This window comes from Streptomyces sp. NPDC045470, assembly GCF_040646595.1.
In the GTDB taxonomy this organism is placed as follows: Bacteria; Actinomycetota; Actinomycetes; order Streptomycetales; family Streptomycetaceae; genus Streptomyces.
Genome location: NZ_JBEZAN010000011.1, coordinates 175,289 through 196,754 on the forward strand (window position 1 = coordinate 175,289; position 21,466 = coordinate 196,754).

The 21,466-nt window shown below is 73.1% G+C and carries 21 protein-coding genes; 16 read left to right on the forward strand and 5 right to left on the reverse strand.

Annotated features, from left to right (window positions below; all coding sequences use genetic code 11):
* Window positions 1–6: 6 nt before the first annotated feature.
* The 9 genes from AB0A97_RS27350 to AB0A97_RS27390 all read left to right on the forward strand — a co-directional run bounded on the left by AB0A97_RS27350 (window position 7) and on the right by AB0A97_RS27390 (window position 11,511).
* Window positions 7–1,254: an FAD-dependent oxidoreductase gene (locus AB0A97_RS27350; protein ID WP_361154833.1), complete on the forward strand. Its 1,248-nt coding sequence runs from the start codon at window positions 7–9 to the stop codon at window positions 1,252–1,254.
* Window positions 1,251–2,051 carry a HisA/HisF-related TIM barrel protein gene (locus tag AB0A97_RS27355; protein WP_361154835.1) on the forward strand — a complete coding sequence of 267 codons (801 nt, stop codon included), beginning with the start codon at window positions 1,251–1,253 and terminating at the stop codon, window positions 2,049–2,051. The genes AB0A97_RS27350 and AB0A97_RS27355 overlap by 4 nt, the downstream gene beginning before the upstream one ends.
* Window positions 2,048–3,067, forward strand: coding sequence for a zinc-dependent alcohol dehydrogenase family protein (locus AB0A97_RS27360; protein WP_361154837.1), 1,020 nt, complete (start codon window positions 2,048–2,050; stop codon window positions 3,065–3,067). The genes AB0A97_RS27355 and AB0A97_RS27360 overlap by 4 nt, the downstream gene beginning before the upstream one ends.
* Window positions 3,068–3,157: 90 nt before the next feature.
* Window positions 3,158–6,262 (forward strand): amino acid adenylation domain-containing protein, encoded by a 3,105-nt coding sequence (locus AB0A97_RS27365; RefSeq protein ID WP_361154838.1) that lies wholly within the window; start codon window positions 3,158–3,160, stop codon window positions 6,260–6,262.
* Between the two features lie 4 nt (window positions 6,263–6,266).
* Entirely contained in the window at window positions 6,267–7,655 is a 1,389-nt protein-coding gene (locus tag AB0A97_RS27370) for an FAD-dependent oxidoreductase (protein WP_361154839.1), read from the forward strand.
* Window positions 7,648–8,862, forward strand: coding sequence for an amidohydrolase family protein (locus AB0A97_RS27375; protein ID WP_361154841.1), 1,215 nt, complete (start codon window positions 7,648–7,650; stop codon window positions 8,860–8,862). The genes AB0A97_RS27370 and AB0A97_RS27375 overlap by 8 nt, the downstream gene beginning before the upstream one ends.
* A 351-nt stretch (window positions 8,863–9,213) precedes the next feature.
* Window positions 9,214–9,738, forward strand: a complete 525-nt coding sequence (locus AB0A97_RS27380; RefSeq protein WP_361154844.1) for a SigE family RNA polymerase sigma factor — start codon at window positions 9,214–9,216, stop codon at window positions 9,736–9,738.
* The gene (locus AB0A97_RS27385) at window positions 9,731–10,165 is read left to right on the forward strand and encodes a hypothetical protein (protein WP_361154846.1); all 435 of its coding nucleotides are present in this window, start codon (window positions 9,731–9,733) and stop codon (window positions 10,163–10,165) included. The genes AB0A97_RS27380 and AB0A97_RS27385 overlap by 8 nt, the downstream gene beginning before the upstream one ends.
* Before the next feature lie 83 nt (window positions 10,166–10,248).
* The gene (locus AB0A97_RS27390; protein ID WP_361154848.1) at window positions 10,249–11,511 is read left to right on the forward strand and encodes a mannosyltransferase family protein; all 1,263 of its coding nucleotides are present in this window, start codon (window positions 10,249–10,251) and stop codon (window positions 11,509–11,511) included.
* Between the two features lie 87 nt (window positions 11,512–11,598).
* On the opposite strand, the gene AB0A97_RS27395 is transcribed toward AB0A97_RS27390, so the two are convergent.
* Window positions 11,599–13,122: a carboxylesterase family protein gene (locus AB0A97_RS27395; RefSeq protein ID WP_361154850.1), complete on the reverse strand. Its 1,524-nt coding sequence runs from the start codon at window positions 13,120–13,122 to the stop codon at window positions 11,599–11,601.
* A 125-nt stretch (window positions 13,123–13,247) separates the two neighbouring features.
* Window positions 13,248–13,607: a TetR-like C-terminal domain-containing protein gene (locus AB0A97_RS27400; protein ID WP_361154852.1), complete on the reverse strand. Its 360-nt coding sequence runs from the start codon at window positions 13,605–13,607 to the stop codon at window positions 13,248–13,250.
* Window positions 13,608–13,770: 163 nt separating this feature from the next.
* Between AB0A97_RS27400 and AB0A97_RS27405 the strand changes: the two genes are divergently transcribed.
* Complete coding sequence (locus AB0A97_RS27405; RefSeq protein WP_361154853.1) at window positions 13,771–14,634, forward strand: alpha/beta hydrolase; 864 nt, start codon at window positions 13,771–13,773, stop codon at window positions 14,632–14,634.
* Window positions 14,627–15,181 (forward strand): WHG domain-containing protein, encoded by a 555-nt coding sequence (locus AB0A97_RS27410; RefSeq protein ID WP_361154854.1) that lies wholly within the window; start codon window positions 14,627–14,629, stop codon window positions 15,179–15,181. Before AB0A97_RS27405 ends, AB0A97_RS27410 begins: the two co-directional genes overlap by 8 nt.
* Window positions 15,182–15,215: 34 nt before the next feature.
* Here the strand turns inward: AB0A97_RS27410 and AB0A97_RS27415 are convergent, their stop codons facing one another.
* The gene (locus AB0A97_RS27415; RefSeq protein ID WP_361154963.1) at window positions 15,216–16,103 is read right to left on the reverse strand and encodes a LysR family transcriptional regulator; all 888 of its coding nucleotides are present in this window, start codon (window positions 16,101–16,103) and stop codon (window positions 15,216–15,218) included.
* Between the two features lie 395 nt (window positions 16,104–16,498).
* Here AB0A97_RS27415 and AB0A97_RS27420 point away from each other — a divergent pair, with 395 nt between their 5' ends.
* Window positions 16,499–17,194, forward strand: a complete 696-nt coding sequence (locus tag AB0A97_RS27420) for an SDR family NAD(P)-dependent oxidoreductase (protein ID WP_361154856.1) — start codon at window positions 16,499–16,501, stop codon at window positions 17,192–17,194.
* Window positions 17,195–17,270: 76 nt separating this feature from the next.
* Here the strand turns inward: AB0A97_RS27420 and AB0A97_RS27425 are convergent, their stop codons facing one another.
* Window positions 17,271–17,609: a helix-turn-helix domain-containing protein gene (locus tag AB0A97_RS27425; protein WP_361154858.1), complete on the reverse strand. Its 339-nt coding sequence runs from the start codon at window positions 17,607–17,609 to the stop codon at window positions 17,271–17,273.
* A 142-nt stretch (window positions 17,610–17,751) separates the two neighbouring features.
* Here AB0A97_RS27425 and AB0A97_RS27430 point away from each other — a divergent pair, with 142 nt between their 5' ends.
* The 3 genes from AB0A97_RS27430 (at window position 17,752) to AB0A97_RS27440 (ending at window position 19,651) form a co-directional block, all read left to right on the forward strand.
* Window positions 17,752–18,165, forward strand: a complete 414-nt coding sequence (locus AB0A97_RS27430) for an STAS domain-containing protein (RefSeq protein WP_361154860.1) — start codon at window positions 17,752–17,754, stop codon at window positions 18,163–18,165.
* Between the two features lie 60 nt (window positions 18,166–18,225).
* A complete protein-coding gene (locus tag AB0A97_RS27435) occupies window positions 18,226–18,777 on the forward strand; it encodes a hypothetical protein (RefSeq protein ID WP_361154862.1) in 552 nt (183 codons plus the stop codon).
* A gap of 244 nt (window positions 18,778–19,021) precedes the next feature.
* Entirely contained in the window at window positions 19,022–19,651 is a 630-nt protein-coding gene (locus AB0A97_RS27440; protein WP_361154864.1) for an STAS domain-containing protein, read from the forward strand.
* 71 nt (window positions 19,652–19,722) lie between these two features.
* Here the strand turns inward: AB0A97_RS27440 and AB0A97_RS27445 are convergent, their stop codons facing one another.
* Window positions 19,723–20,211, reverse strand: a complete 489-nt coding sequence (locus AB0A97_RS27445; protein WP_361154866.1) for a carboxymuconolactone decarboxylase family protein — start codon at window positions 20,209–20,211, stop codon at window positions 19,723–19,725.
* 181 nt (window positions 20,212–20,392) lie between these two features.
* Between AB0A97_RS27445 and AB0A97_RS27450 the strand changes: the two genes are divergently transcribed.
* Window positions 20,393–21,331 (forward strand): RNA polymerase sigma-70 factor, encoded by a 939-nt coding sequence (locus AB0A97_RS27450; protein WP_361154964.1) that lies wholly within the window; start codon window positions 20,393–20,395, stop codon window positions 21,329–21,331.
* Window positions 21,332–21,466 lie beyond the last annotated feature (135 nt).

Consider the following 21,466-nt stretch of genomic DNA (forward strand, 5'->3'; position numbering starts at 1 on the left):
GGCAGCATGCGGGTCGGCATCGCCGGAGCGGGAGCCGCTGGGCTGGCCACCGCCTGGCTGTTGGACGGTGTCCACGACACGCTGGTGCTCGAAGCGCGCAAGGACGTCGGGGGCAATCTGCGGTCGGTCCACCTGCCCGACGATGCCGGGTCCCCCACCGCCCTGGACCTCGGTGTCCAGGAGGTGCCCGGCGACGGGGTGACCACGCGGCTGGCCGAGGCCCTCGGCCTGGACGGCGCACAGTGGGCCGAGATGCCCACCGGCCGCACCGTCGTCCGCGACGGCGCCCGCGCGGCGAGACCGGCCGACGGCCGTCCGTCCGCGCCGATCCGCGCCACGGAGGACGCGGCGGAACTGCTGGCCGCGCACGCCGCCGCCTGGCAGCGGGACGCGCTTGCCTGGACCGTCCCGCTGGAGGCGATGGTGGAGCCCTGGGACCTGCCGCGGCACGTCAAGGACGCGGGGGTGTACGCCCTGCCCGCCTCGGTGTTCGGCTGCACGCTCCACGACGCCCGGCGCCTGTCGGCCCGCGCCGTCGGGATGTTCTACGCCGACCCCGGCGACGGTGCCGATGCCCGTACCTACCGGCTGCGCGGCGGAATGCAGGCACTGGCCTGGCAGTTGGCCCGACGTTCCCGGTCGGCCCGGCTGCTGACCGGGACCTCCGTGCGGCGGATCCGCCGTACGGCGGGCCACTTGGAAATGATCGACGCGCGCGGTGCCCGGCACGCGGTGGACGCCGTGGTGCTGGCCCTGCCCGCCGAAGCGGCGCGGTGCGTGCTCGGCTCCCTCGGGGGCGCCGGCCGGGCCCGGGCGCTGCTGACCGCGTACCCGTACAACGACCTGGTCTACGGCGTGCACACCGACCCCTGCTACCTGCCTGCCGTGCGGGAGCACTGGTCACCGTCGACCGTCACCGTGCACGGCCCGTGGGCGGAGACCACCGCATGGCAGCGGCGCCCGGACGGTGACCTGTTCGTCAGTCAGCTCACGCACCGCGACACGCTCCCCCGCTCCGTCCTGGCCTCCACCGTCTTCCGGACGCTGCAACCGACCCCGGAGATGCTCTCCGCCCAGGCCGAGCTGCTGTCCCTGCAAGGTGACGGCGGCGTGTACTTCGCCGGCCATGTCGCCACCCGGTCCGACGACCTGGACAGCGTCCTGGCGTCCGCGGCCGAAGTGGCCCGCCTGCTGGCGCCCCGCAGTCCCCGCCCGGCGCACCTGCTGCGCACCACCGGAAAGGAAACCCCGTGAACCAGCCTGTCTTCCATGACCAGCGCGCTCATGTCGCCGACCTCGTGATCCCCTGCGTGGACGTGGCCGCCGGGCGCACCACCGAGCCGAGCGGTATCCACGGTCTCGACGACCCCGGTGACGTCGCGTCCGTCGTCGCGGCGTACGCCGAGGGCAACGCCCGGAAGGTGTTCCTGGACGTCTTCGACCCGTGGGACGCCGTCGACTACCTCCCGTCGCTGCTGCGCGAACTCCGGCAGACCGGCGTCAGCCTGCTGGTGTCCGTGGGGCACGGGCAACTGCCCTCCCTCCTGCACACCGGCGGCCTCTTCGAGGCCGGCGCGGACGTGCTGTCCGTGAGCACCGGCCTGATCGAGAAACCGGAGACCGTCCAGGCAGCCGCCCGGGAGTTCGGGGCCGAACGGCTGATGGGCGTCATCAACTGCCGCCGGACCGCGCCCGGCCGGTGGGGTGCCTACACCCACGACGGCGAGCAGGACGCGGGCACCGGCGCCGTCGACGTGGCCAGGCAACTGGCCGGCCTGGACGTCGGAGCCGTCCTCGCCAACAGCGTCGACCGCGAGGGCACCGGCCAGGGCTTCGACCTCGACCTGTGCCACGCCGTCGCCACTGCCTCGGGCCTGCCCGTCATCGCCTCCGGCGGCTGCGGCAGCCTGGACCACCTGCACGAGGCCCTCGACGCGGGCGACACGACGTACGTCCTGGTCAACAACATGCTGCACAAGGGGCAGCACAGCATGGCAGAGATCCGCGACCACCTGCTGGCGCACTCCTCGTTCCGCGCGACCGGCACATGAGCGCCGCGACCATGCGCCGGCTGGTCTTCGGCCGGTACGGCGACCCCGCCGAGGTGCTGCTCCTGCATCGCGGCCCGGTGCCCGAGCCGGGGCCGGGCGAAGTCCGGGTCCGGATGCGGGTCAGCCCCGTCAACCCCTCCGACCTGCTCCTGGTGCAGGGGCGTTACGGGCGGCCCGCCGCCTTCTCCCCCGGGCTGCGGCCGGACGGGAACGGTTCGGCGTCCCCCGTGGGGTTCGAGGGCGTCGGTGTCGTCGACGCCGCGGGCCCCGGCGTGCCGTACGCGACGGGCACGCGGGTGGCGGTGTCGGCGCTGGGCACCTGGGCCGAGTACCTCACCACGGACGCGGACGACGTCCTGCCCGTGCCCGCGGAACTCTCCGACGAGGCGGCCTGCCAGCTGACGATCAATCCCGTCACCGCCCATCTCCTCCTCGACGACCTCGGTCTGGAGGAGGGCGAGCTGCTCCTGCTCACCGCCGCCGCGTCCGCCGTCGGCCGGATGGTGCTCCAGCTCGCCGGCGGGCGGGGGCTGCGCTGCCTGTGTGTGGTACGCGACGAACGTCACCGTCCGGCGCTGAGGGAAGCGGGTGCCGAAGCGGTCCTGGTCCAAGGGGAGGAACGTTTCCCGGAACAGTTGGCGGCCCTCGCCGAGGGGCGCGGCATCGCCGCCGTGCTGGACGCCGTGGGCGGCCCCACCGGGACGCTCGCGCTGCGGTCGCTGCGCGACGGGGGACAGTTCGTCAGTTACGGCCTGCTGTCCGGTGAGCCCCTCACCGTCGCGCCGGAGGACCTGATCTTCCGTGGCATCGCGATGACCGGCTTCTGGCTGCCCGAACGCCTCGGCCGGTGGGCCGCCCACCGCACCGACCGGCTGATGCGCCAGGTCACCGGGCAGCTCCTCGACGGCCGCCTCACCGTCCCCGCGGTCGAACCCTACGACCTGGCCGACGCGGCTCGCGCCGTACGCCACGCGCAGTGCCCCGGCCGTACGGGCAAAGCCGTACTGACCAGCTGACCGGCCCCACCCCTTCGCTCTCTCCTCCCCCGCCCCGCCTCTTCCTGGCCCCTCGCCCCCGCATCCCTTCACTCCCGTACTGGACGAGCCATGAGCCGCGACCTCCACCACAGCCCCGACACCGTCCCCGACACCGTCCGCGCCTGGAACGACACCGCCACCGACTACCCCCGCGACGCCACCGTTCCCCAACTCTTCGCCGAGCAGGCCCGCGCGCACCCCGACCGAGCAGCCGTGGAGTGGAACAGCGGCGGCTGGAACTACCACGAGCTGTACGCACGGGTCCGCCGCGCCGCCGCACACCTGCGCTCCCGGGGCGTGCAGGACGGCGACACCGTGGCCGTCCTGCTGCGCCGCTCACCGGAGGCGGTCGTCGCGGTCCTCGCCGTGCTGGAAGCCGGCTGCGCCTACCTCCCCCTGGACCCCGGCGACCCGGCGGACCGGCTGGAGACGGTGCTGACCGGCGCGGGAGTACGGCACTGCGTCACCGCACCGGGCACCGCTCCGGAACCGGTGCACGACCACTGCACGCAGATCACCACGGACGGCCTGAGCGGCCACCCGCTGCCGGACCCCGGCGACCGCTGGGGGCGAGACCGGCGCGCCACCGACCCGGCGTACGTGATCTACACGTCCGGCTCCACCGGTACGCCCAAGGGCGTCGTCTGTCCGCACCGCGGACCGGTCCGTCTGGTGCGGAACACCGACTGGCTCCAACTGGAACACACCGACCGGCTGCTGGCGACCACAGCGCTGACCTTCGACATCTCTTGCCTGGAGTTGTTCGGCCCGCTGCTGAACGGTGCCTGTCTGGTCCTGCCCGAACCCGAGACCCTGCTGTCCGCCGACGCGCTGGAAACAGTACTGCGGGAGCGGCGCATCAGTGTGCTGTGGCTCAGCGCGGGCCTGTTCCACCAACACGCGGAGGACAACCCCCGCATGTTCGGCTCGTTGCGCGCCCTGATCGCCGGAGGCGACGCGCTCAACCCCTCCGCGGTACGCGCCGTCCTGCGCCACGGCCGCCCCGAACTGCTGATCAACGGCTACGGGCCGACCGAGGCGTCCTCCCTCGTCACCGCCCACCGCGTCGAGGACCTGGCCCCGCACGCCGAGACCGTGCCGATCGGCCGGCCGATCGCCAACGCCACCGCCTACGTCGTACGGGAGGACGGCCGCCTGGCCGCCCCTTGCGAGGACGGGGAGCTGTGGGTCGGCGGTGACGGTATCGCCTGCGGCTACCTGGGCGACGCCGACCGGACCGCCGAGGTGTTCGTGCCGGACCGGTTCGGCGGTGACCCGGACGCCCGGCTCTACCGCACCGGCGACGTCACCCGCCGGCGCCGCGACGGCGTCCTGGAGTACCGCGGGCGCCGCGACCGGCAGGTCAAGATCCGCGGCTACCGGGTGGAACTGGACGAGATCGAACTGACGCTGGCCCGCCATCACGAGGTCCGCGAGGCGGCCGTGGACGTCCTGGGCGACGGACCGGGCCGGCACCTGGCCGCTGCCGCCGTGCCCGCCCCGGACGTACAGACCGGGGGACTGCCCCGACGGCTCACCGCCTACGCCCGCGACCGGCTGCCCCCGTACATGGTGCCCACCCGGATCGCCACCGTCACGGAGATCCCCCTCAAGCCGAGCGGAAAGATCGACCGCGACCGGTTCCTGGAACTGATGGAGCATCAGAACGACCGGCCGCTCACCGGCGGCGAGCCACCCCGCGGCGCCGCCGAGGAAGCCGTCGCCGACATCTGGACGCACCTGCTCGGCCTCGACCAGGTCGGGCGCGAGGACGAATTCTTCGCGCTGGGCGGTACGTCGCTGCACGCCACCCAGGTCGTCACCGCCGTACGGGACCGCCTGGGCCTGCCCCCGGGATCGGGCCGCGCCCTCATCGGCCGTCTGCTGGACGGCCCTTCCCTGTCCGCCTTCGCCGCCCGCGCCACGGCACTGCGTGACGACGACGGGGCGGAGGCCACCGTGGATTTCGCCGCGGAGTCCCGCCTCGACGACCGGCTGCGCTTCGACGCCCGGCCCGCCGCGACAGCCACCCCGCCCCGCTCGGTCCTGCTGACCGGCGCAACCGGCTTCCTCGGCGTCCACCTGATCGACCAGCTCGTCGACGCCGGAGTGCGGCGGGTGCACTGCCTGACCCGCGCCGGCGACCGGGACACCGCCCACGCGCGCCTCGCCGCCCGGATGCGCCTCTACGGTCTCGACCCCTCCTGCTGCGACGACCGTCTCGTACCCGTACCCGGCAGCCTGGAGGCTCCCCGCTTCGGTCTCACACCCGCAGCCTGGGACGAACTGGCCCGCGAGACGGACCTCGTCGTGCACGCCGGAGCCCAGGTCAACTTCGCCTACCCGTACGAGGCCCTGGCGCCGGCCAACGTCACGGGCACCCGCACCGTCATCGAACTGGCCGCCGCCCACCACCTCAAACCGGTCCACCACATCTCCACCGTCGCCGTCCTCGCCGGGTCCGGCGCCGCGGGCGTACGGCACCTCGGCGAGGACGCGCCCCTCGCCCACCCCGACAAGCTCTCCCAGGGCTACCCGGAGACCAAGTGGGTCGCCGAACGCCTCCTGACCCGGGCCGCCGAACGCGGGCTGCCGGTCACCGTGCACCGTCCCCACGAGGTCACCGGCACCCGCCGGCGCGGGGTGTGGAACACCGGCACCCTGATGTGCGCGCTGTTCCGCACCATCGCCGAGACCGGCACCGCCCCGGACCTCCCCCTGCCGCTGGACTTCGTACCGGTCGACTACACCGCCCAGGCCGTCGTCCACATCCTCACCCACGAGAAGCCGGACGGCCGTACGTACCACCTGACCAACCCCCGCCCCGCGCGGCTACCGCTCCTGACCAGCCGACTGCGCGCCATGGGATATCCGGTGGAGACCCTGAGCCACGCCACCTGGCTCCGCCGCATCGGCGCCCTGGTCGCCCGCCACCCCGACCACCCCATGGCTCCCTACCTCCCGATGTCCGCCGACGTCCCCGACACTCCGGAGCACGCGGTCAGGAGCCTGTACCTCACGGGCGCCGTCCCCGTGCTCGACCGCACCAACACCGCCCGGGCCGTGGACGACAGCGGCATCGACTGCCCCCCGGTGGACGCCGGCCTGATCGACCTCTACCTGAGCTACTTCCGCGACAGCGGCTTCCTCGAACCGCCGCGACGGGAGGAGTGACACCGTGGACACCCGCAACACCCGCACACCGGCCGTCGGTCTACAGGCCGACTTCCCTTTCGACTACGCGGTCCACCTCGACGGCGACCGCCGCGTCGGACGCCTGCCAGCGACGGCACCCGGCACACCGGTGGCGGTCGTCGGGGCCGGCCGCAGCGGCCTGACCGCCGTGTACGAACTCCTGCGCGCCGACTGCCGCCCGGTGGTCCACGAGGCCGAGACCGATCCGGCGGGCCCGGGCGGCCGCTGCCTGGGCGGCCGGATGTTCTCACTGCGCCTCGCCGGGGCCGACAGCGCCGTCGACGAACTGGGCTGTAGGCGCTTCCCCGACTCCGCCGCCCTGCTGCACCACTACGCACGGCGCTTCGGACTCCGCCGGCAGCCCTGCCGCGACAACTCCCCTCCCGACAGCACTCCGCCGACCGTGCTCGACATCGACGGTATACGCCGCCCGGCCCGGCGGATCACCGACGTCTGCCCCCTCGACGAGGAATTCCGGCAGGCCCGCACCCGCTGGCCCGACGCACCGGAGGGCATCAGCACCCTCGCCGAAGGGTTCTGGACCCACCGAGCCACCGGCCCCACCGGCCGGACCACGAGCCTGGAACAGTGCGACCGCGGAACCCTCCGACCGGCCGTGACCGCCGTGGAGGCCGAGCGCGACCCGGCCCGCGGCGTGGTCGTGCACAGCGACGACGGAGCCCGCGAACGCTTCGCCGCCGTCGTCTTCACCCCGCGGCTCCACCTGCCGGAGACCAACGTCGAACTGCGCTGCCGGGGCACCACCGCCTCTCCCTTCGGTCCGCGCCTGTGGCGCGCCGTGCGGCGGCTCAGTTGCCGGCAGGCGTCCAGGACCGCGCTGGTCACCGAGCGGCCGTTCTGCAAGGGCACCAGTCTCGACGGCGTCGCCCTCGCCTACCGGCTGCCGCGCAACCCGTACACCGTCGACTACGGTGCGCCCCGGGCAGCGGGCGGCCGGACGGCCGTCCTCGACCTCAGCTCTGCCTGGGGCATCGACGCCATGAAAGGGGCGGCCTCCAGCCTTGACGAGCGGGTACGCCTGTCCGTCCGCGGCATGTGCCTCTCCTGCCCGCCCGGCGAACACCCCTGCCGACGCGGCCTGTTCAGCCACTTCATGAAGGACTTCAACGGCCAGCCGGCCGTCCCGGGCGAGCCGCCGCACGCCCTGTCCCTGGCCGGGGACGACACCTCCTGGTCCCCCGGCCGACTCGATCACGCGCCGGCCACCGGCCTCGACACGGCCCGGGGCGTACTGCACCACCTCGGCGGCGCCTGCGATCCGGACACCCCCGGTCCGGCAGATGTCTGGCGCCGCTGCGAGACCGGCAACCCTAACCGGCCGACCACCGTTCCACGGGAGCGCCATGAGTGAGACCGTCGTGCTGACCGCCGCCCGCTGGTGGGACGGCAGCAGCGACCGCACCCGTCCCCACGCACGCGTCCTGGTCCGCGACGGACACATCGCCCGAGCGCACGTCCGGGGCACCGCACCCGGCGTCCGGACCGTCGACCTGGGAGACCGCACCCTGCTGCCCGGCCTGATCGACTGCCACATCCACCTGTCCGAGGCGCCGCCGACCGAACTCGCCGACACCGTCAGCGGCCGGACCCTCGCCGCTCTCCGGCCGCTGCGCCTGCTGCTGCAAGCCGGCTTCACCTCGGCCCGGGACCTGGGCAGTACGGCGGAAGAGCCGTTGACCGTGCACTTGCGCAACGCTCAGGAGGCGGGGCTGATCGAAGGGCCGCGGCTGTTCGTGGCGCCGCACCTGATCTCCGCGCGTGCCGGTCACGGCGACCGCTCCACCTTGTCGGTGCCGCACGGCTCGGCGGAGGTCGGTGCGCTGGCCGACGGTGTCGGGGAAATCGTCCGCCGGGTCCGTGTCGACGCCCGGTACGGCGCCGACTGGATCAAGTTCGCCGCGACCGGCGGCCTGACCAGCCCCAGCGACGACCCCGGCCACAGCAGCTACACCGAACACGAGGTCCGGGCCCTGGTCGCGGCGGCCGACGACCTCGGCCTGCCCTGTGCCACCCACGCCTTCTCCGACGAGGGCATCCGCCGCGCCGTCGGCGCCGGCGTCCGCTCCGTGGAGCACGCCTGCCTCGCCTCCCCCGAGACCCTCGACCTGATCGCCGAGCGCGGCATCCACCTGGTGCCCACCCTGTACGCCGCCGAGCTGTTCCTCGGCAAGCTCGACGACGACGCCTTCAGGACGGCGGGCGAACAGCGCATCCGGGAGAAGCTGGTGCGGCACCGGGCGACGATGCGCGGGCACGGGGGCCGGGTCGCGGCCGGCCGGGCCCGTATCGCCTTCGGCACCGACGCTGGCGTGTTTCCGCACGCCGACAACTGGCGCGAGTTCCCCGCCATGACCTCGGCCGGCCTCTCTCCCCACCGCGCCCTGCTCGCCGCCACCAGTACGGCCGCCGACCTGCTGCGCCGCCCGGACCTCGGACGCATCGCCGACGGAGCGACCGCCGACCTCGTCGCCGTACCGGCCGACCCCTTCCACGACATCGAAGCCCTCCACCACGTCGACTTCGTCATGCAGGGCGGAACCGTTCACCGCAGTCCGTGACCGGCCCCCGACGGCCGCGCGCACCGCGCCCTGAGCGCCGCCGCCCGCCGGGGTCACCGGCAGGCCGACACGCTCCCGTGCGAGACTGGGGCGGACAGACACCCGGACGGGCCGGACCGAAGGCCGGCTGCGGTCGAAGGCCGTCCGGTCACGAACCGCCCAGTCAGGCGACATGCCGTTCTCGCCCCGGCGACCCTCCGCGTCGCCGGGGCGAGGTGGTGTCCGGCATCCGCCCGCACCGGCGGTCCGGTGGGCAGTGCGGCGTGCCACGCCGGCCGGCGCCGTGACGAGCGTCACGTCATTTCCTCGTCCTGCGTGTCGACCGCACAGCGCCCGCGGGGCGTATGGCAGGTGAAGCGAGAGATCCGGGAGTGGCTGTTGACCGTCGAGGAGTTCGAAGAGTTCTACGCCCAGACGGTCGCGCGGCTCACGGGGCAGTTGTACGTGATGCTCGGCGACCTGCACGAGGCGCAGGACGTGGTGCAGGAGGCGTTCGCCAGAGGCTGGAGCCGGCGCCGGCAGCTCGACCGGAGCGGGCAGCCGGAGGCGTGGATCCGCACGGTCGCCTGGCGGCTGGCGGTCAGCCGGTGGCGGCGGCTGCGCCGCAGCGCCGACGCGTGGAAGCGCAGCGGTGCCCCGCCCCATGTCGAGGGGCCGGGACCGGCGCAGGTCGCGCTGGTCGGCGCGCTGCGGGAACTGCCTGCCCAGCAGCGTCGCACCCTCACCCTGCACTACCTGTGCGATCTGTCCGTCGAACAGATCACGGGCGAGACAGGGCTGTCGGCGAGCACCGTCAAGACCCATCTGAGCCGCGGCCGCAAGGCACTCGCTGACCGTCTGCACGACCCGCACATCGAGGAGGCGCCCGGTGCCTGAGCCCCAGGACCCGTTGCGGTCCCTGTTCCAGGAAGCGGCCGACGCCGGACGGGACGGCCTCGTCACCGTACCGGCGGGCGAGATCGCCGCGCGGGGGCGGCGGGCGCGCCGGCGACGCGTCGCCGCGGTGGTGAGCGTGGTGTGTCTGGCCTTCGGTGGCGGCGCCGCGACCACGGTCGCGCTGCTCTCCCGTACACCGGCCCCGGCGGGCCCGGCCGGCACGCCTCCGCCCACCCGGCCGGCTCCGGACCGGCAGCCGGCTCCCGTGGACACGGCGCCCGGTTCCACGTCCTCGCCCACTCCGGAGTCCACGGTCGACGCCTCCATGCCCCCGGAATCGACGGCCACTCCCTCCGGGCCCCCGGAGGCCACGGCCACCGCTGCGGCCTCGGACGCCTCCCGGGGAACGGCCACCGAGCCGCCCTGATCCGGCCCGCTCCGTCGTCCGGTACCCGGCGGACCGCCGCCGGGCGTCCAGGTCTGCCTGTCCACACCTTCAAGGAAACGTTTATGCCCCCTTCGTCGATCGACGCGCGCGAGCACTCCCACCCGCCGGCCACGCCGCCCGGGCGCCTTCCGCGTCTGCCCGGCCCCGCCGTACGGACCGGCCGTGCGCGCTGGGGCAGACGCGGTCCCGCGACCTGGCGCCTCAGCGCCGCGGACCGGGACATCCTGTGGCTGTACCTGTCGACGCGCGTGGGGATCTGGCTGACGGCCTACTGCGCCCGGTGGCTGTTCCCCTCCGACCCGGGCACCCAGGACCCCGGCCCGCTCCTCGCCCCGTTCCAGCACTGGGACTGGGACCACTTCCGGCACATCGCCCAGCAGGGCTACTTTCCCGGGCAGGCCGGACCGTGGCAGGCCGACTGGGACAACCGGGAAGCCTTCTTCCCCGGCTTTCCCCTCGTCCTGCGCGCGGTCCACGTCGTCGTGCCGGACTGGGGTCTGGCCGGGCTGACGGTCTCCTTCGTCTCGGGAGCCGTCGCCGTCCTGGCACTGGCCCGCATCGCCCGGCACTACCTGTACGACACGGAGGCGGGCCGGCGTACCGTCCTGTTCTTCCTGATATCCCCCTGCGCCGTGTTCCTGGCCGTCGGATACACCGAGGCCCTCTTCCTGGCCCTGGCCCTGCCCGCCTGGCTCGCGGCCCAACGCCACAACTGGCCCCTGGCCATGACGCTGACCGCCGCGGCCACCGCCGTACGCGTCAGCGGCCTCTTCCTCGCCGCGGCCCTGGCCACCCACTTCCTGCTCACTCTCCGCAGCACCCGCAACCTGCGCCCGCTCCCCTGGCTGGCCCTCCCCGCGCTGCCCCTGTTCCTCTTCAGCTGGTTCCTCCAGTCCCGCACCGGTGACTGGATGGCCTGGAAGCACGCCCAGGAACGCGGCTGGTACCGCGTCTTCCACTCGCCCTGGGAAGCCTGGATCAACACCTGGCACAACGCCTTCGACCGCACCCAGAGCACCGGTTACGCCTTCATGTTCCAGGCCGAACTCGTGGTCATGGCCGTCGGTCTGGCGCTGCTCGTCGTCCTGGCGCGCAAGCGCCGCTGGCCCGAGACCGTCTACGTCGCCCTCAGCCTGTGCGCCCTGGGAACCTCGTACTGGTACGTCTCCATCCCCCGCGCCGCCCTCCTGTGGTGGCCCCTGTGGGTCAGCCTGGCCGCCTGGAGCCTGCGCAGCCTTCGGTTCAGGACCGCGTACCTGTGCCTGGCCGCCCCCGTGAGCACGGTGTTCGCGCTGACCTTCCTCACCGGACGCTGGGCCGGGTGATCTGACCCGTCCGCAGACGCACTCGCCCCCGGCCGTACAAGCCGGGGGCGAGTGCGTGGGCCCGCCGGTGGCCGGGCGCCGGTGCCGTCAGCCGCCGCCTGTCGGTTCCAGCGCGGCGAATGCCCAGTCCGCCCAGATCCGGCGGGACGTCTCCTCCGGGTACGGCACCGTGGCGGAGTCCGCGCCGAACACACGGGTCAGCCGGTCCTCGGGCCGGTACGGGGCCCAGCCGGGCGTGCCCGTTCGGGCGAAGGCGGTCCAGGCCGCCGCCATCGACTCCGAGAGCGCCACAGCCTCGCGGGAGGGTTCCGCCCCCAGGAGCAGCTCCGCGACCTCTCCGCCGAAGTTGCCGAAGACCAGCGGGACGTCGAGCCCGTGGCAGGCGCCGAGCGCACCGTCCATCGCCGGGCTCGGCCAAGCCATTTCGTACAGGTAAGCGGTGCCGCCGCCGGCGGTGTGGGCCTCGGCCAGGTGGAGGCTGGGCATCCGGAACAGCCAGTCGGACAGCACCAGGTCCTGCAGGTCGGTGGGGTTCGCGTCCGGGTGACCCGTCCGGTAGGCGCGTGCTCCGGCGGCGTCGGGCGCGCACCACTCAAGGGTGGCGGCGGCCTCTTCCTCGGTGACCTTTCCGCGCAGCCCCGAGAGCGCGGTGAATCCCCGGCATTCGTCCCGGGTGTGTCCCACCACGAGATCGATGCCGGCACTCCGGCCCGCTCGCAGCGCCTCCCAGGGAGCCTGCGGCAGTACGTCGCCGTCGACCACCGGGGCGAACGGCATCCGGGCCCGGGCCGCCCGGCCCCACCGCTTCCCGTGGTCCGCCATCGTGTTCAGGACGGTGTCCGCCGCGTCCCGCAGGGCGTCGGGAGCCACCGGCGCCAGAGCGGCGCGCGTTGGGGCCACGCCCAGTTCGGCGGCGACGGCCGTACCGATGTCCGCGGCCAGCGGCAGGCTGAAGAAGGGGCCCGGCACGCTCTGCGCCACGGCACGGTGGAAGAGCCCGGCCGCGCGGGGCATCGCCATCAGCGCGGCCACCGCGCCCGCGCCCGCCGACTCGCCGAAGACGGTCACCCGGTCCGGGTCCCCGCCGAAGGCTGCGATGTTCTCGCGGACCCACTCCAGCGCGGCGATCTGGTCCAGCAGGGCCCGGTTGGGCGGCGCGTCCGCGAACTGTCCGTAGCCTTCCGCGCCCACCCGATGGTTGAACGTCACCAGTACGGTGTCCCGGCGCGCCAGAGCCGTACCGTCGTAGCCGGGCCCGTCCGAGGAACCGATCATGTACATGCCGCCGTAGAGCCAGACCATGACCGCCAGCCCCGCCGCGCCGGGATCGGGGCTGAAGACGTTGACCGTCAGCCAGTCGTCCGCGCCCTCCGTACTCTGCCGCCCGGTGCCGTAACCGAGCGCGAGGGACTGCGGTGGCACCGGCCCGAAGGCGTCGGCTTCGCGAACGCCGTCCCAGGGCAACGCGGGCACAGGCCCGGCCAGATGCAGGTCGCCGACGGGCGGCCGGGCGTACGGCACGCCCCGGAAAACAGCCACGCCGTTCCGCCACCGGCCCCGGACGACGCCGGACGCGGTACGGATCTCGGGCGCTCGGTCAGATCGGGTCATACGATCCCCTTCCCCTGCAACGGCGCACGCCACATTACCGAGTTCCGTCCCGTCGCCGAGCGTCGGCTACCGGCCGCCCGGCGACGGACGGGCTTCCGGCGCGGCAGGCCAGGAGCCGCCCGACGTCAGCGGACCCCGAGGACCCGCGTGAACTCCTCGGCCAGTCGGCGGGTGTCGACGCTCTCCACGCTGCGCCCGGACAGGATGTGGAAGAAGGGCGGGCCGACGAGAAGTGCCGTCGCCTGTTCCACCGAGAGTTCGCTGTCGCCCGCGCCGAGCGCCGGTTCCACGACCCTCGCGGCGCTCTCACCGAGGATGTCACCGGAGGAGAGCAGCGCCGCGACGGCCGTGTCGTGCTGGGCTTCCCCGATGAGTGCCCGGTAGACGGCTCCGGCGAGGGAGTGCGCGAGGAAACTCACGAGCGCGTCCAGGTAGGCCGTGAGGTCTCGTACCGGGTCGCCGCTCAGCAGGACGCCGGCGCGCACTTCGCAATCGTCGGCAGCTTCTTCACCAGGACCATGACCGCCTTACGCGCACCGACCCGCGAGATGCTCTCCTGGACCCCCACCGGACCGGCCCCGGCCTCGGCCTTACGTCACCGGCGCGGAGATACCGACACCACTGGTTAATGGTGTTAGCTTTGTAGCTATGAGCATTAACCGGGAAGAGCACACGACGGAAGTCCTGACGGTGGACGGCCGGCACCTGGCGTACGACGTGACCGGCGAGGGTCCGCTGATCGTCCTCGCGCACGGCATGGGTGAGAACAGGACGGCCTACCGCGAGGTGGCCACCCGGCTCTCGGCGGCCGGTTTCCGCGTGGCGCGGACGGACCTGCGCGGCCACGGGGAGTCCAGCACGGGCTGGGCCTCGTACACCCGTACCGATGTGGCCGGCGACCTCCTCGCCCTGATCAGGCACCTGGGCGGCCCCGCCGTCATCGTCGGCCACTCCTTCAGCGGGGGCGCCGCCACCATCGCCGCGGCCGAGGCACCGGACCTGGTCCGCGCCCTCGTCGAGATCAGCCCGTTCACCCGCGCGCAGCAGGTCAGCCTGGGTGACCTGCTGACCCACGCCCGCTACCGCACCGGCGCGACCCTGCTCATGGGCGCCGCCCTCCTGCGCAGCGTCCCGTTGTGGCTGCGCTACCTCGACCACGCCTGCCCGGGTGCCCGGCCCGCCGGTTTCGGCGGCTACCTCGCCGCGGTCGAGGCGGACTTGCGCCGGCCGGGCCGGATGGCCGTCGTCGGCGAGCTGGGCCGGTCCGCACCGACCGATGCCGGCGCCCGGCTCGCCGATGTCCGGTGCCCGGTTCTCGTCCTCATGGGCACGCTCGATCCCGACTGGCCCGATCCCGTGGCGGAAGGCGAAGGCATCGTGGCGGAACTGCCTGCCGGACTCGGCCGGCTCGAACTGATCGAGGGGGCGGGGCACTACGCACACGTCCAGTTCCCCGCCGAAGTCGTCGCCGCCGTCCTGAAGTTCGTCAAGGCTGGCGGCGCGCGTGGCTAGAGCGGCGCTGTCCACGAGCGCGGTGGTCGATCTCGCGCTGCAGGTCCTGGACGAGGGCGGCCCCGAGGCGCTCACCCTGTCGGCGGTGTCCGGCCGGGCGGGGGTCACCACCCCGTCCCTGTACAAGCACGTGCGCCATCTCGCCGACCTGCGGGCACTCGTATCGGCCCGCGTCCTGAACGACATCGCGGACCAGGCCGGACGAGCCGTGCTCGGCCGTTCCGCCGACGAGGCGATCCGCGCGTTCATGACGGCGTGGCGGCGCTACGCGCAGCACCACCCGCACCGCTACTCGGCCGTGCTCCAGAGCCCCGACCCGCGGACGGCCGAGGCCGGGACGCGCCTGGTCGACATCATCACCGCGACCCTCCGCGCCTACGGAATGGAGGACTCCGCCGCCGTCCACGCCGCCCGATGCCTGCGTGCGGCCGTCCACGGCTTCGCCGTCCTGGAAACTCAGGACGCCTTCGGCCTGCCCGAAAACCTGGACGACAGCTACGAGTTGCTGATCCGCATGACGATCGCCGGCCTGCGGGCGCCGCACTGACCGGCGCGCCGCCGGCCGCTGCGCCGACGCGGCGTCACTCCCCTGCCCCAGCTCTCGCGGCCTGCTCCGCCCCGGGCTTCTCGTCCTCCGCCCGCTCCGTCTCCGTATCGCCGGGGCGCCCGCGCAGGGTGGCGGTGGCGATGTCCAGGAAGTCCCGTACGAGGTCCGTGCAACCGCTCTCCGGTACGGCCAGGCAGGTCCCGACCGGCGCGGAGTCGGTCACGTGCAGATAGACGAGGTCGGGGCGGGAGTACGAGCCCGCGACGCTGAGCGGGACGAGCGCGATGCCCTGCCCGGAGGCGATGAGCTCGAACTTCTCCTCCAGTGAGGATGTCCGCCGCGTCCTGACGTCGAGGATCGGCTCACCGGCGAGATCGGCCGAGGTGAGGGTGCGGCGGTCCGCCAGCGGATGGGTCACGGGCAGGCACGCGACCTTGGTCTCCTGGCCGATGGGGACGGTGCGCAGCCCCGCGTCGTCGAAGGGGCGCCGGAGGAATCCGACGTGCGCCCGGCCGTCGCGGAGCGGCGCGTCCTGCTCCCACCAGCGCAGCGGGAAGACGTCGATCTCGACCTCCGGGTGGCTCGCCGTGAACGTCCGGATCGCCTCCGACACGTGCAGGCCGGTCGAGAAGGCGACGATCAGCCGCTGCTCGCCCCGCGCGGCCTCGTGCACGCGCCGCAGCGCCGCGGACACCACCGTGGTGATGGTGCGCGCCTCGTCGAAGAGCTGCCGTCCCGCCGAGGTCAGTTCGACGCTGCGGGTGGTCCGCGTGAGCAGGCGGCAGCCCAGCTCCTGCTCGAACGCGCGGATCTGCCGGCTGAGGACCGGCTGCGCGATGAACAGTGCCCGGGCCGCCCTGCCGAAGTGCTGATGCTCGGCCACCGCGACGAAATAGCGGAGCTTGCGCAGATCCAGGTCCAGATCCATGCCGTAACGGTATCAATGCGGTCGCAAGAGTATTGGACGCCCGAACGGGTCGCTCGGAGAATGGAGTCATGATCGTCGCCACCGTCGCGGCGGGCGGCATCGGCAGTCAGGTACCGCGCATCCCGCTGGAGACCGCCACCGCCGACCGCCGCGAGACCACCGGGACTTCGAGGCATCCGGGCTGAAAGCCGCCCGCTCCGCGTCCACATGGACCGGACGCGGCCGCTTTCACCTCGACCGCTGCCGGAGTCGCCTTCCGGTGCCTTCCGGTGCGAGCGCCCGTCGGCGAACGGTCGCCGGCCGGCGACGGCCGCGAACGACGATCCCTCATCACGACGTGCACCACCCGCCCTCGGCGCACCGACCCGCCGACCCACGACAGGATTCACATGACCGACACCCGCAAGACCGCTCTCGTCGTCGGGGCCTCCCGGACGCTGGGCCTCGGGCTCGCCGCCGAGTTCCTCCGCCGCGGCTGGGACGTCATCGGTACGGTGCGCGGCAGCCGGCGCACCGGCCTGCACGAACTGGCCGAGACCTCCGAGGGACGGCTGACCGTCGAGTCGCTGGAGATGACCGACCCTGACCAGATAACGGCACTGCGCGACCGGCTGGCGGGGCGTCCCCTCGACCTGCTCTTCGTCAACGCCGCCATCACCCGCGGCGACCTCCCGATCGGCGAGGTGCCGACGGACATGTTCACCGAGGTCATGGTCACCAACGCGCTCAGCCCGATGCGCGTCGTGGAGTTCCTGCGCCCGCTGGTCGTGCCGGACGGGACCATCGGCGTGATGTCCTCCGACCAGGGGAGCATCACGCTGAACACCGACGGCGGTCAGGACCTGTACCGGGCGAGCAAGTCCGCGCTGAACCAGCTGATGCGCTGCTACGCCGCCCGGCACGCCGGGGACTCGCGCACCCTGCTCCTGATGGACCCGGGCTGGGTGCGCACCGAACTCGGCGGCATGGAAGCCGATCTCAGTGTGGAAGAGAGCGTTCCCGGGGTGGCGGAGACGATCGAGAGCCACCGGGGGAAGCCCGGCCTCCACTTCGTCGACCACCAGGGGCGGACCGTGCTCTGGTAGCCGCCGCGCCGCCCTCCGTCGAGCGGCCGGTGAGCGACACCGGCCGCTGCCCCGCCGGCCCGCGCGTGCCCCGGAGTCAGGTCGCGTCGGACCGGCGGCGTTCGCCGGGCGGCGGCGTGCGGTCCGCTTCGTCCTGGACGAGCAGGGAGAGCAGCGAAGCCACCGTCAGACCGGCCTCGGCCGGATGGCGCAGGATCTTGCCGGGTTCGATCCGGTACGTGTTGGACCGCCCCTCCCGGATGTGCGAGAGGTAACCGTCGCTCTCCAGGTCGGCGATGATCTTCTGAACGGCGCGTTCGGTCAGTCGGCAGTGGACCGCGATGTCGCGGATGCGGGCATGGTGATCGTCGGCGATGGCGGCGAGCACCCGGGCGTGGCTGGTCACGAACGTCCACCCACTGTACGGCTCGGGCACGTCATTCGTGCGCTGATTCTACCGATGGACGATTCACGCACTCAGATGCACGTAAAATTCTTCATGTATCGGTTGACGTGTATGGGCGGCGGGGTCGAGCCTGGGTGCGGAGGCAGGTGAGCCGACAAGGAAGAGGAAGGCCATGCCGGAGCCTGCGCGTTGCGCATCCCCCTTCGCCCAGCAGGACCCCGAACGCGCCCTCGCCCGCGGCACCGCGGCATCAGCGGTCCTTGAACCGTGTCTCGTGGCCCTGGAGGTCACCCCGGACGGCGGCCGCACACGCGTCGCGATCCGGGGAGACCTCGACCTGGCCACCGGGCGGCACGTCGAACCGGGCCTGCACGCGGCCCTCGGCCACTCCGTCCACGGCCTCGACCTGCACCTCGACGCCCTGCACTTCTGCGACTGCGCGGGCCTCGGCACACTGCTGCGCCTGCGCAGCCGGGCGCAGCTCCAGAACAAGACCGTCACCATCCGCGCCGGCAACCGCGCCGTCGATCAGCTCCTGGAACTGACCGGCACGCGCGGCCTGTTCGCCGCCCCCGAGAAGCGCTGAGGGGCGCACCGGGGAGGCGGCGGCCCGGACACCGCCGCTCCCCGGCCCCTTGCCGGGTCCGTGAGGAACGGAGCCGGACTACTCGCCGACGCCGGCGACCTGGTCGAGAAGACCCTCGCCGACTTGCTGAGCCAAGTCACCTTCCAGCACGCCGACTCCACGTACCTGGGTCTGCTGGGCGCGCTCGCCGTCCCCTCCGGGCCGTTGGTGACCACGGTGAGCCCGAGCACCGGTGAGGCGGGACCACGGCCGTCATCGACGGCAGCGGCTTCGACGCCGACGCCGTCGTCGATTTCGGCCCGCCCCCGGGGCGTCGAGGTCGTACGCGACCTGAGCGGTACGCAGATCACCGCGACCGTGCCCGACGGGGTGGGGATCGTCGGCGTCCGCGTCACCACCGTGTTCGGCACGTCACCTGCCGTTCCGCTGGGCCAGTTCGCCTACGGCGGTCCCGCGCCCGTGGTCGTCAGCGCCGTCACTCCGCGCAGCGGGGAAGCCGGCACCCAGCAGGTCGTCATCGGCGGCTCGGGGTTCGCCGACGGGGCCACCGTGTGGTGCAAGGACGTCGCGGCGACCGTGGAAGTGTCCGGCCCCCGTCCCGGATCACGGTGACGGCACCGCACCGGCTCCTCGACGACAAGGGCACCGCGGACGTCACCGTGACGGCCGGCGCGGCCACCTCGCCGACCAGCCCGGCCGACGCATTCACGTACACACGGCGAGACCGTTTCCGAGGGAGGCGGCCGGGGCGCTGTCCGGGAGCCCCGGCCGCACTGAAGTCCGTCCGCTGCACCTCCCGAGGCCCTTCCGGCAGCTCAGCTTCCGCGCCACGGCCGCGGCCGCTACCGTGGCCCCAATGCTCCGGAGGGCGCAGGGTGTGCCGGGAAGTCTGGTCGGCGTTCGATGGGCCATGTCCTGGGCCCGCCCGACGGCCGACCTGGAGGGACCGATGCGCGGCAGCTCGCCCCTCACGGCCTCGCTTCTCCGGCTCCCGCTGATCGAGCCACCCGATCTCCGGCTGACCGTCAGCGCCCGCCGTGCGGCCGGCGGCGCCACCGAACTGGGGGTCGCCGGCGAACTCGACGTGCGTACGGTGCGCCTGCTGTGCGAAGCCACCGTCGCCCACCTGAAGTCCGGCCACCGCCGGCTGCGGCTCGATCTGTCCGGCATCACCTGGTGCGACAACACCAGCCTCTACACGCTCCTGGGCATCCGCGGTGCCGTACAGGCCGCACAGGGCAGCCTGGAACTGGCGGTGGCGAGCGAAACGGTTGAGCAGGCTCTGGTCCGTACCGGTGTGGGCCCCCGGCTGACGCCCTGCCCCGGCACGTCGTCGTGCCGCATGACGGCGCACCACCCTGCGGGGAAGCAGCTCCCGCGTCCCGACGGGCCCCGCCCGCACCGGACGTTCTGGCGGGGCTCGTGCGGTGACCTGCTGTGCTGGGAGCCGAAGGGGCCCGGGCCGGGCGCCCCTTCGACGGCCTGACCCGGGGCTCCGGCCCCGCCGAGGGGGCCGGAGAGCACAGCTCGGGCCGGCCCCTCCCCCCTTCCCGGCAATCAGTTGACCGCGGCAGCCAGCATGCCGGGCTCGTACGTACCTCCCTGCTGGTGGGTGATCACGGCGAGCCGGTTGGCCGCGTTGATCAGGGCGACCACGGCGATCAGCGCGGCGGTCTGGTCGTCGTCGTAGTGCTTGCGCACCTGGGCCCACGTCTCGTCGGAGACCCCCTGGTTGGCGTCGGCGAGCCGGGTGCCTTCCTCCGTGAACGCCAGCGCCGCCCGCTCGGCCTCGGTGAACACGGTGGACTCGCGCCAGGCGACGACCAGGTTGAGCCGGACCGCGGTCTCACCGGAGGCCGCGGCCTCCTTGGTGTGCACGTCGATGCACCAGCCGCAGCCGTTGATCTGACTGGCGCGGAGTGCCATCAGTTCCTGCGTCGCCTTCGGCAGCGACGACTGCTGGACGATCAGGCCGGCGTTGGCGAACCGCTTGGCGAACTTGGCACCGAGCTCGTTCTCGAACAGGTTGAACCGGGTCGCGTTCATGGCTTCGTCCTCACTCGTGGTGTGCTCTGAACGACCACAAGACGCCGGTGCCCCGCCCTCTGTGACAGGGCGGTCGCGTGACGTATGCCACTGTCCACGGATGTCACAACGCGGCGGCGCCCGGCGTCTTGTGCGCGTAGCACGGTCGAAAAAGAAAAGACAGGAGCAGCCCGTGAACCCGGTGAACAGTGAGTGCAGCGAGCCCACAGCGGACACGGCGGGACGGCTCGCCGACGGCGGAAGCACGGACCTCGCCACCGAGCTGTTCGTCGCCCACCGCAATCTGTTGTTCACCGTCGCCTACGAGTTGCTCGGCTCGGCCGCCGACGCGGAGGACGTCCTGCAGGAGACCTGGCTGCGGTGGGTGGGCGTCGATCTCGCCACGGTACGGGAGCAGCGCGCGTACCTGGTCCGGATCACCACACGCCAGGCGCTGGGCCGGCTGCGTACGCTCGGCCGCCGCAAGGAGTCCTACGTCGGCTCCTGGCTGCCCGAACCGCTGCTCACCACGCCCGACGTGGCCGAGGACGTCGAACTGGCCGACAGCGTCTCGACGGCGATGCTGCTGGTGCTGGAGACGCTCACGCCGACCGAACGGGCGGTGTTCGTGCTGCGTGAGGTGTTCGACCTCGGGTACGACGAGATCGCCGAAGCCGTCGACAAGAGCCCGGCCACGGTCCGCCAGATCGCGCACCGGGCACGGGCCCACGTCGCGGCGCGCCGGCCGCGCGGAACCGTTTCCCCGGCCGAGACGCGTGACGCGCTCGACGCCTTCCGACGGGCGGTCGAAACGGGCGATCTGCAGACCCTGGTCGACATCCTCGCGCCGGACGTCGTCCTCCTGGGCGACGGCGGCGGGGTCAAGCAAGCCGTCCTGCGACCGGTCGTCGGGGTCGACAAGGTGGCCCGCCTGCTGGTCGGCGGGCTGCGCAAGACCGGGGCGATCACGCTGCGGCCGGCCCAGATCAATGCCGGCCCGGCGCTGCTCATCCACCTCGACGGCGAACTGGACACCGTCGTGACGGCGCACGTCGACAACGGGCGCATCACCGGACTCTACGCCGTACGCAACCCCGAGAAGCTGTCGCGCATGGAGCGGGAGACCGTCCTGCGTCGCTGAGGCGAGCCCTGTCCTGGTACCTGTCCGGGAGCGCGAAGCCCGAGCCCTCGTACGGTGGCGGGCGCGGTGTGTCGAACACCGCGCCCGCCACCCTGCTCCGGAGGAACAGCCGGAACGGGGCTGGTCCCGAGCCGG

Bases quoted from the DNA above. Each gene is read 5' to 3' on its own strand.
- AB0A97_RS27350 (WP_361154833.1), top strand. From the start codon at position 7: ATGCGGGTCGGCATCGCCGGAGCGGGAGCCGCTGGGCTGGCCACCGCC.
- AB0A97_RS27360 (WP_361154837.1), top strand. From the start codon at position 2,048: ATGAGCGCCGCGACCATGCGCCGGCTGGTCTTCGGCCGGTACGGCGAC.
- AB0A97_RS27365 (WP_361154838.1), top strand. From the start codon at position 3,158: ATGAGCCGCGACCTCCACCACAGCCCCGACACCGTCCCCGACACCGTC.
- AB0A97_RS27375 (WP_361154841.1), top strand. From the start codon at position 7,648: ATGAGTGAGACCGTCGTGCTGACCGCCGCCCGCTGGTGGGACGGCAGC.
- AB0A97_RS27390 (WP_361154848.1), top strand. From the start codon at position 10,249: ATGCCCCCTTCGTCGATCGACGCGCGCGAGCACTCCCACCCGCCGGCC.
- AB0A97_RS27395 (WP_361154850.1), bottom strand. From the start codon at position 13,122: ATGACCCGATCTGACCGAGCGCCCGAGATCCGTACCGCGTCCGGCGTC.
- AB0A97_RS27405 (WP_361154853.1), top strand. From the start codon at position 13,771: ATGAGCATTAACCGGGAAGAGCACACGACGGAAGTCCTGACGGTGGAC.
- AB0A97_RS27420 (WP_361154856.1), top strand. From the start codon at position 16,499: ATGACCGACACCCGCAAGACCGCTCTCGTCGTCGGGGCCTCCCGGACG.
- AB0A97_RS27430 (WP_361154860.1), top strand. From the start codon at position 17,752: ATGCCGGAGCCTGCGCGTTGCGCATCCCCCTTCGCCCAGCAGGACCCC.
- AB0A97_RS27440 (WP_361154864.1), top strand. From the start codon at position 19,022: ATGCTCCGGAGGGCGCAGGGTGTGCCGGGAAGTCTGGTCGGCGTTCGA.
- AB0A97_RS27445 (WP_361154866.1), bottom strand. From the start codon at position 20,211: ATGAACGCGACCCGGTTCAACCTGTTCGAGAACGAGCTCGGTGCCAAG.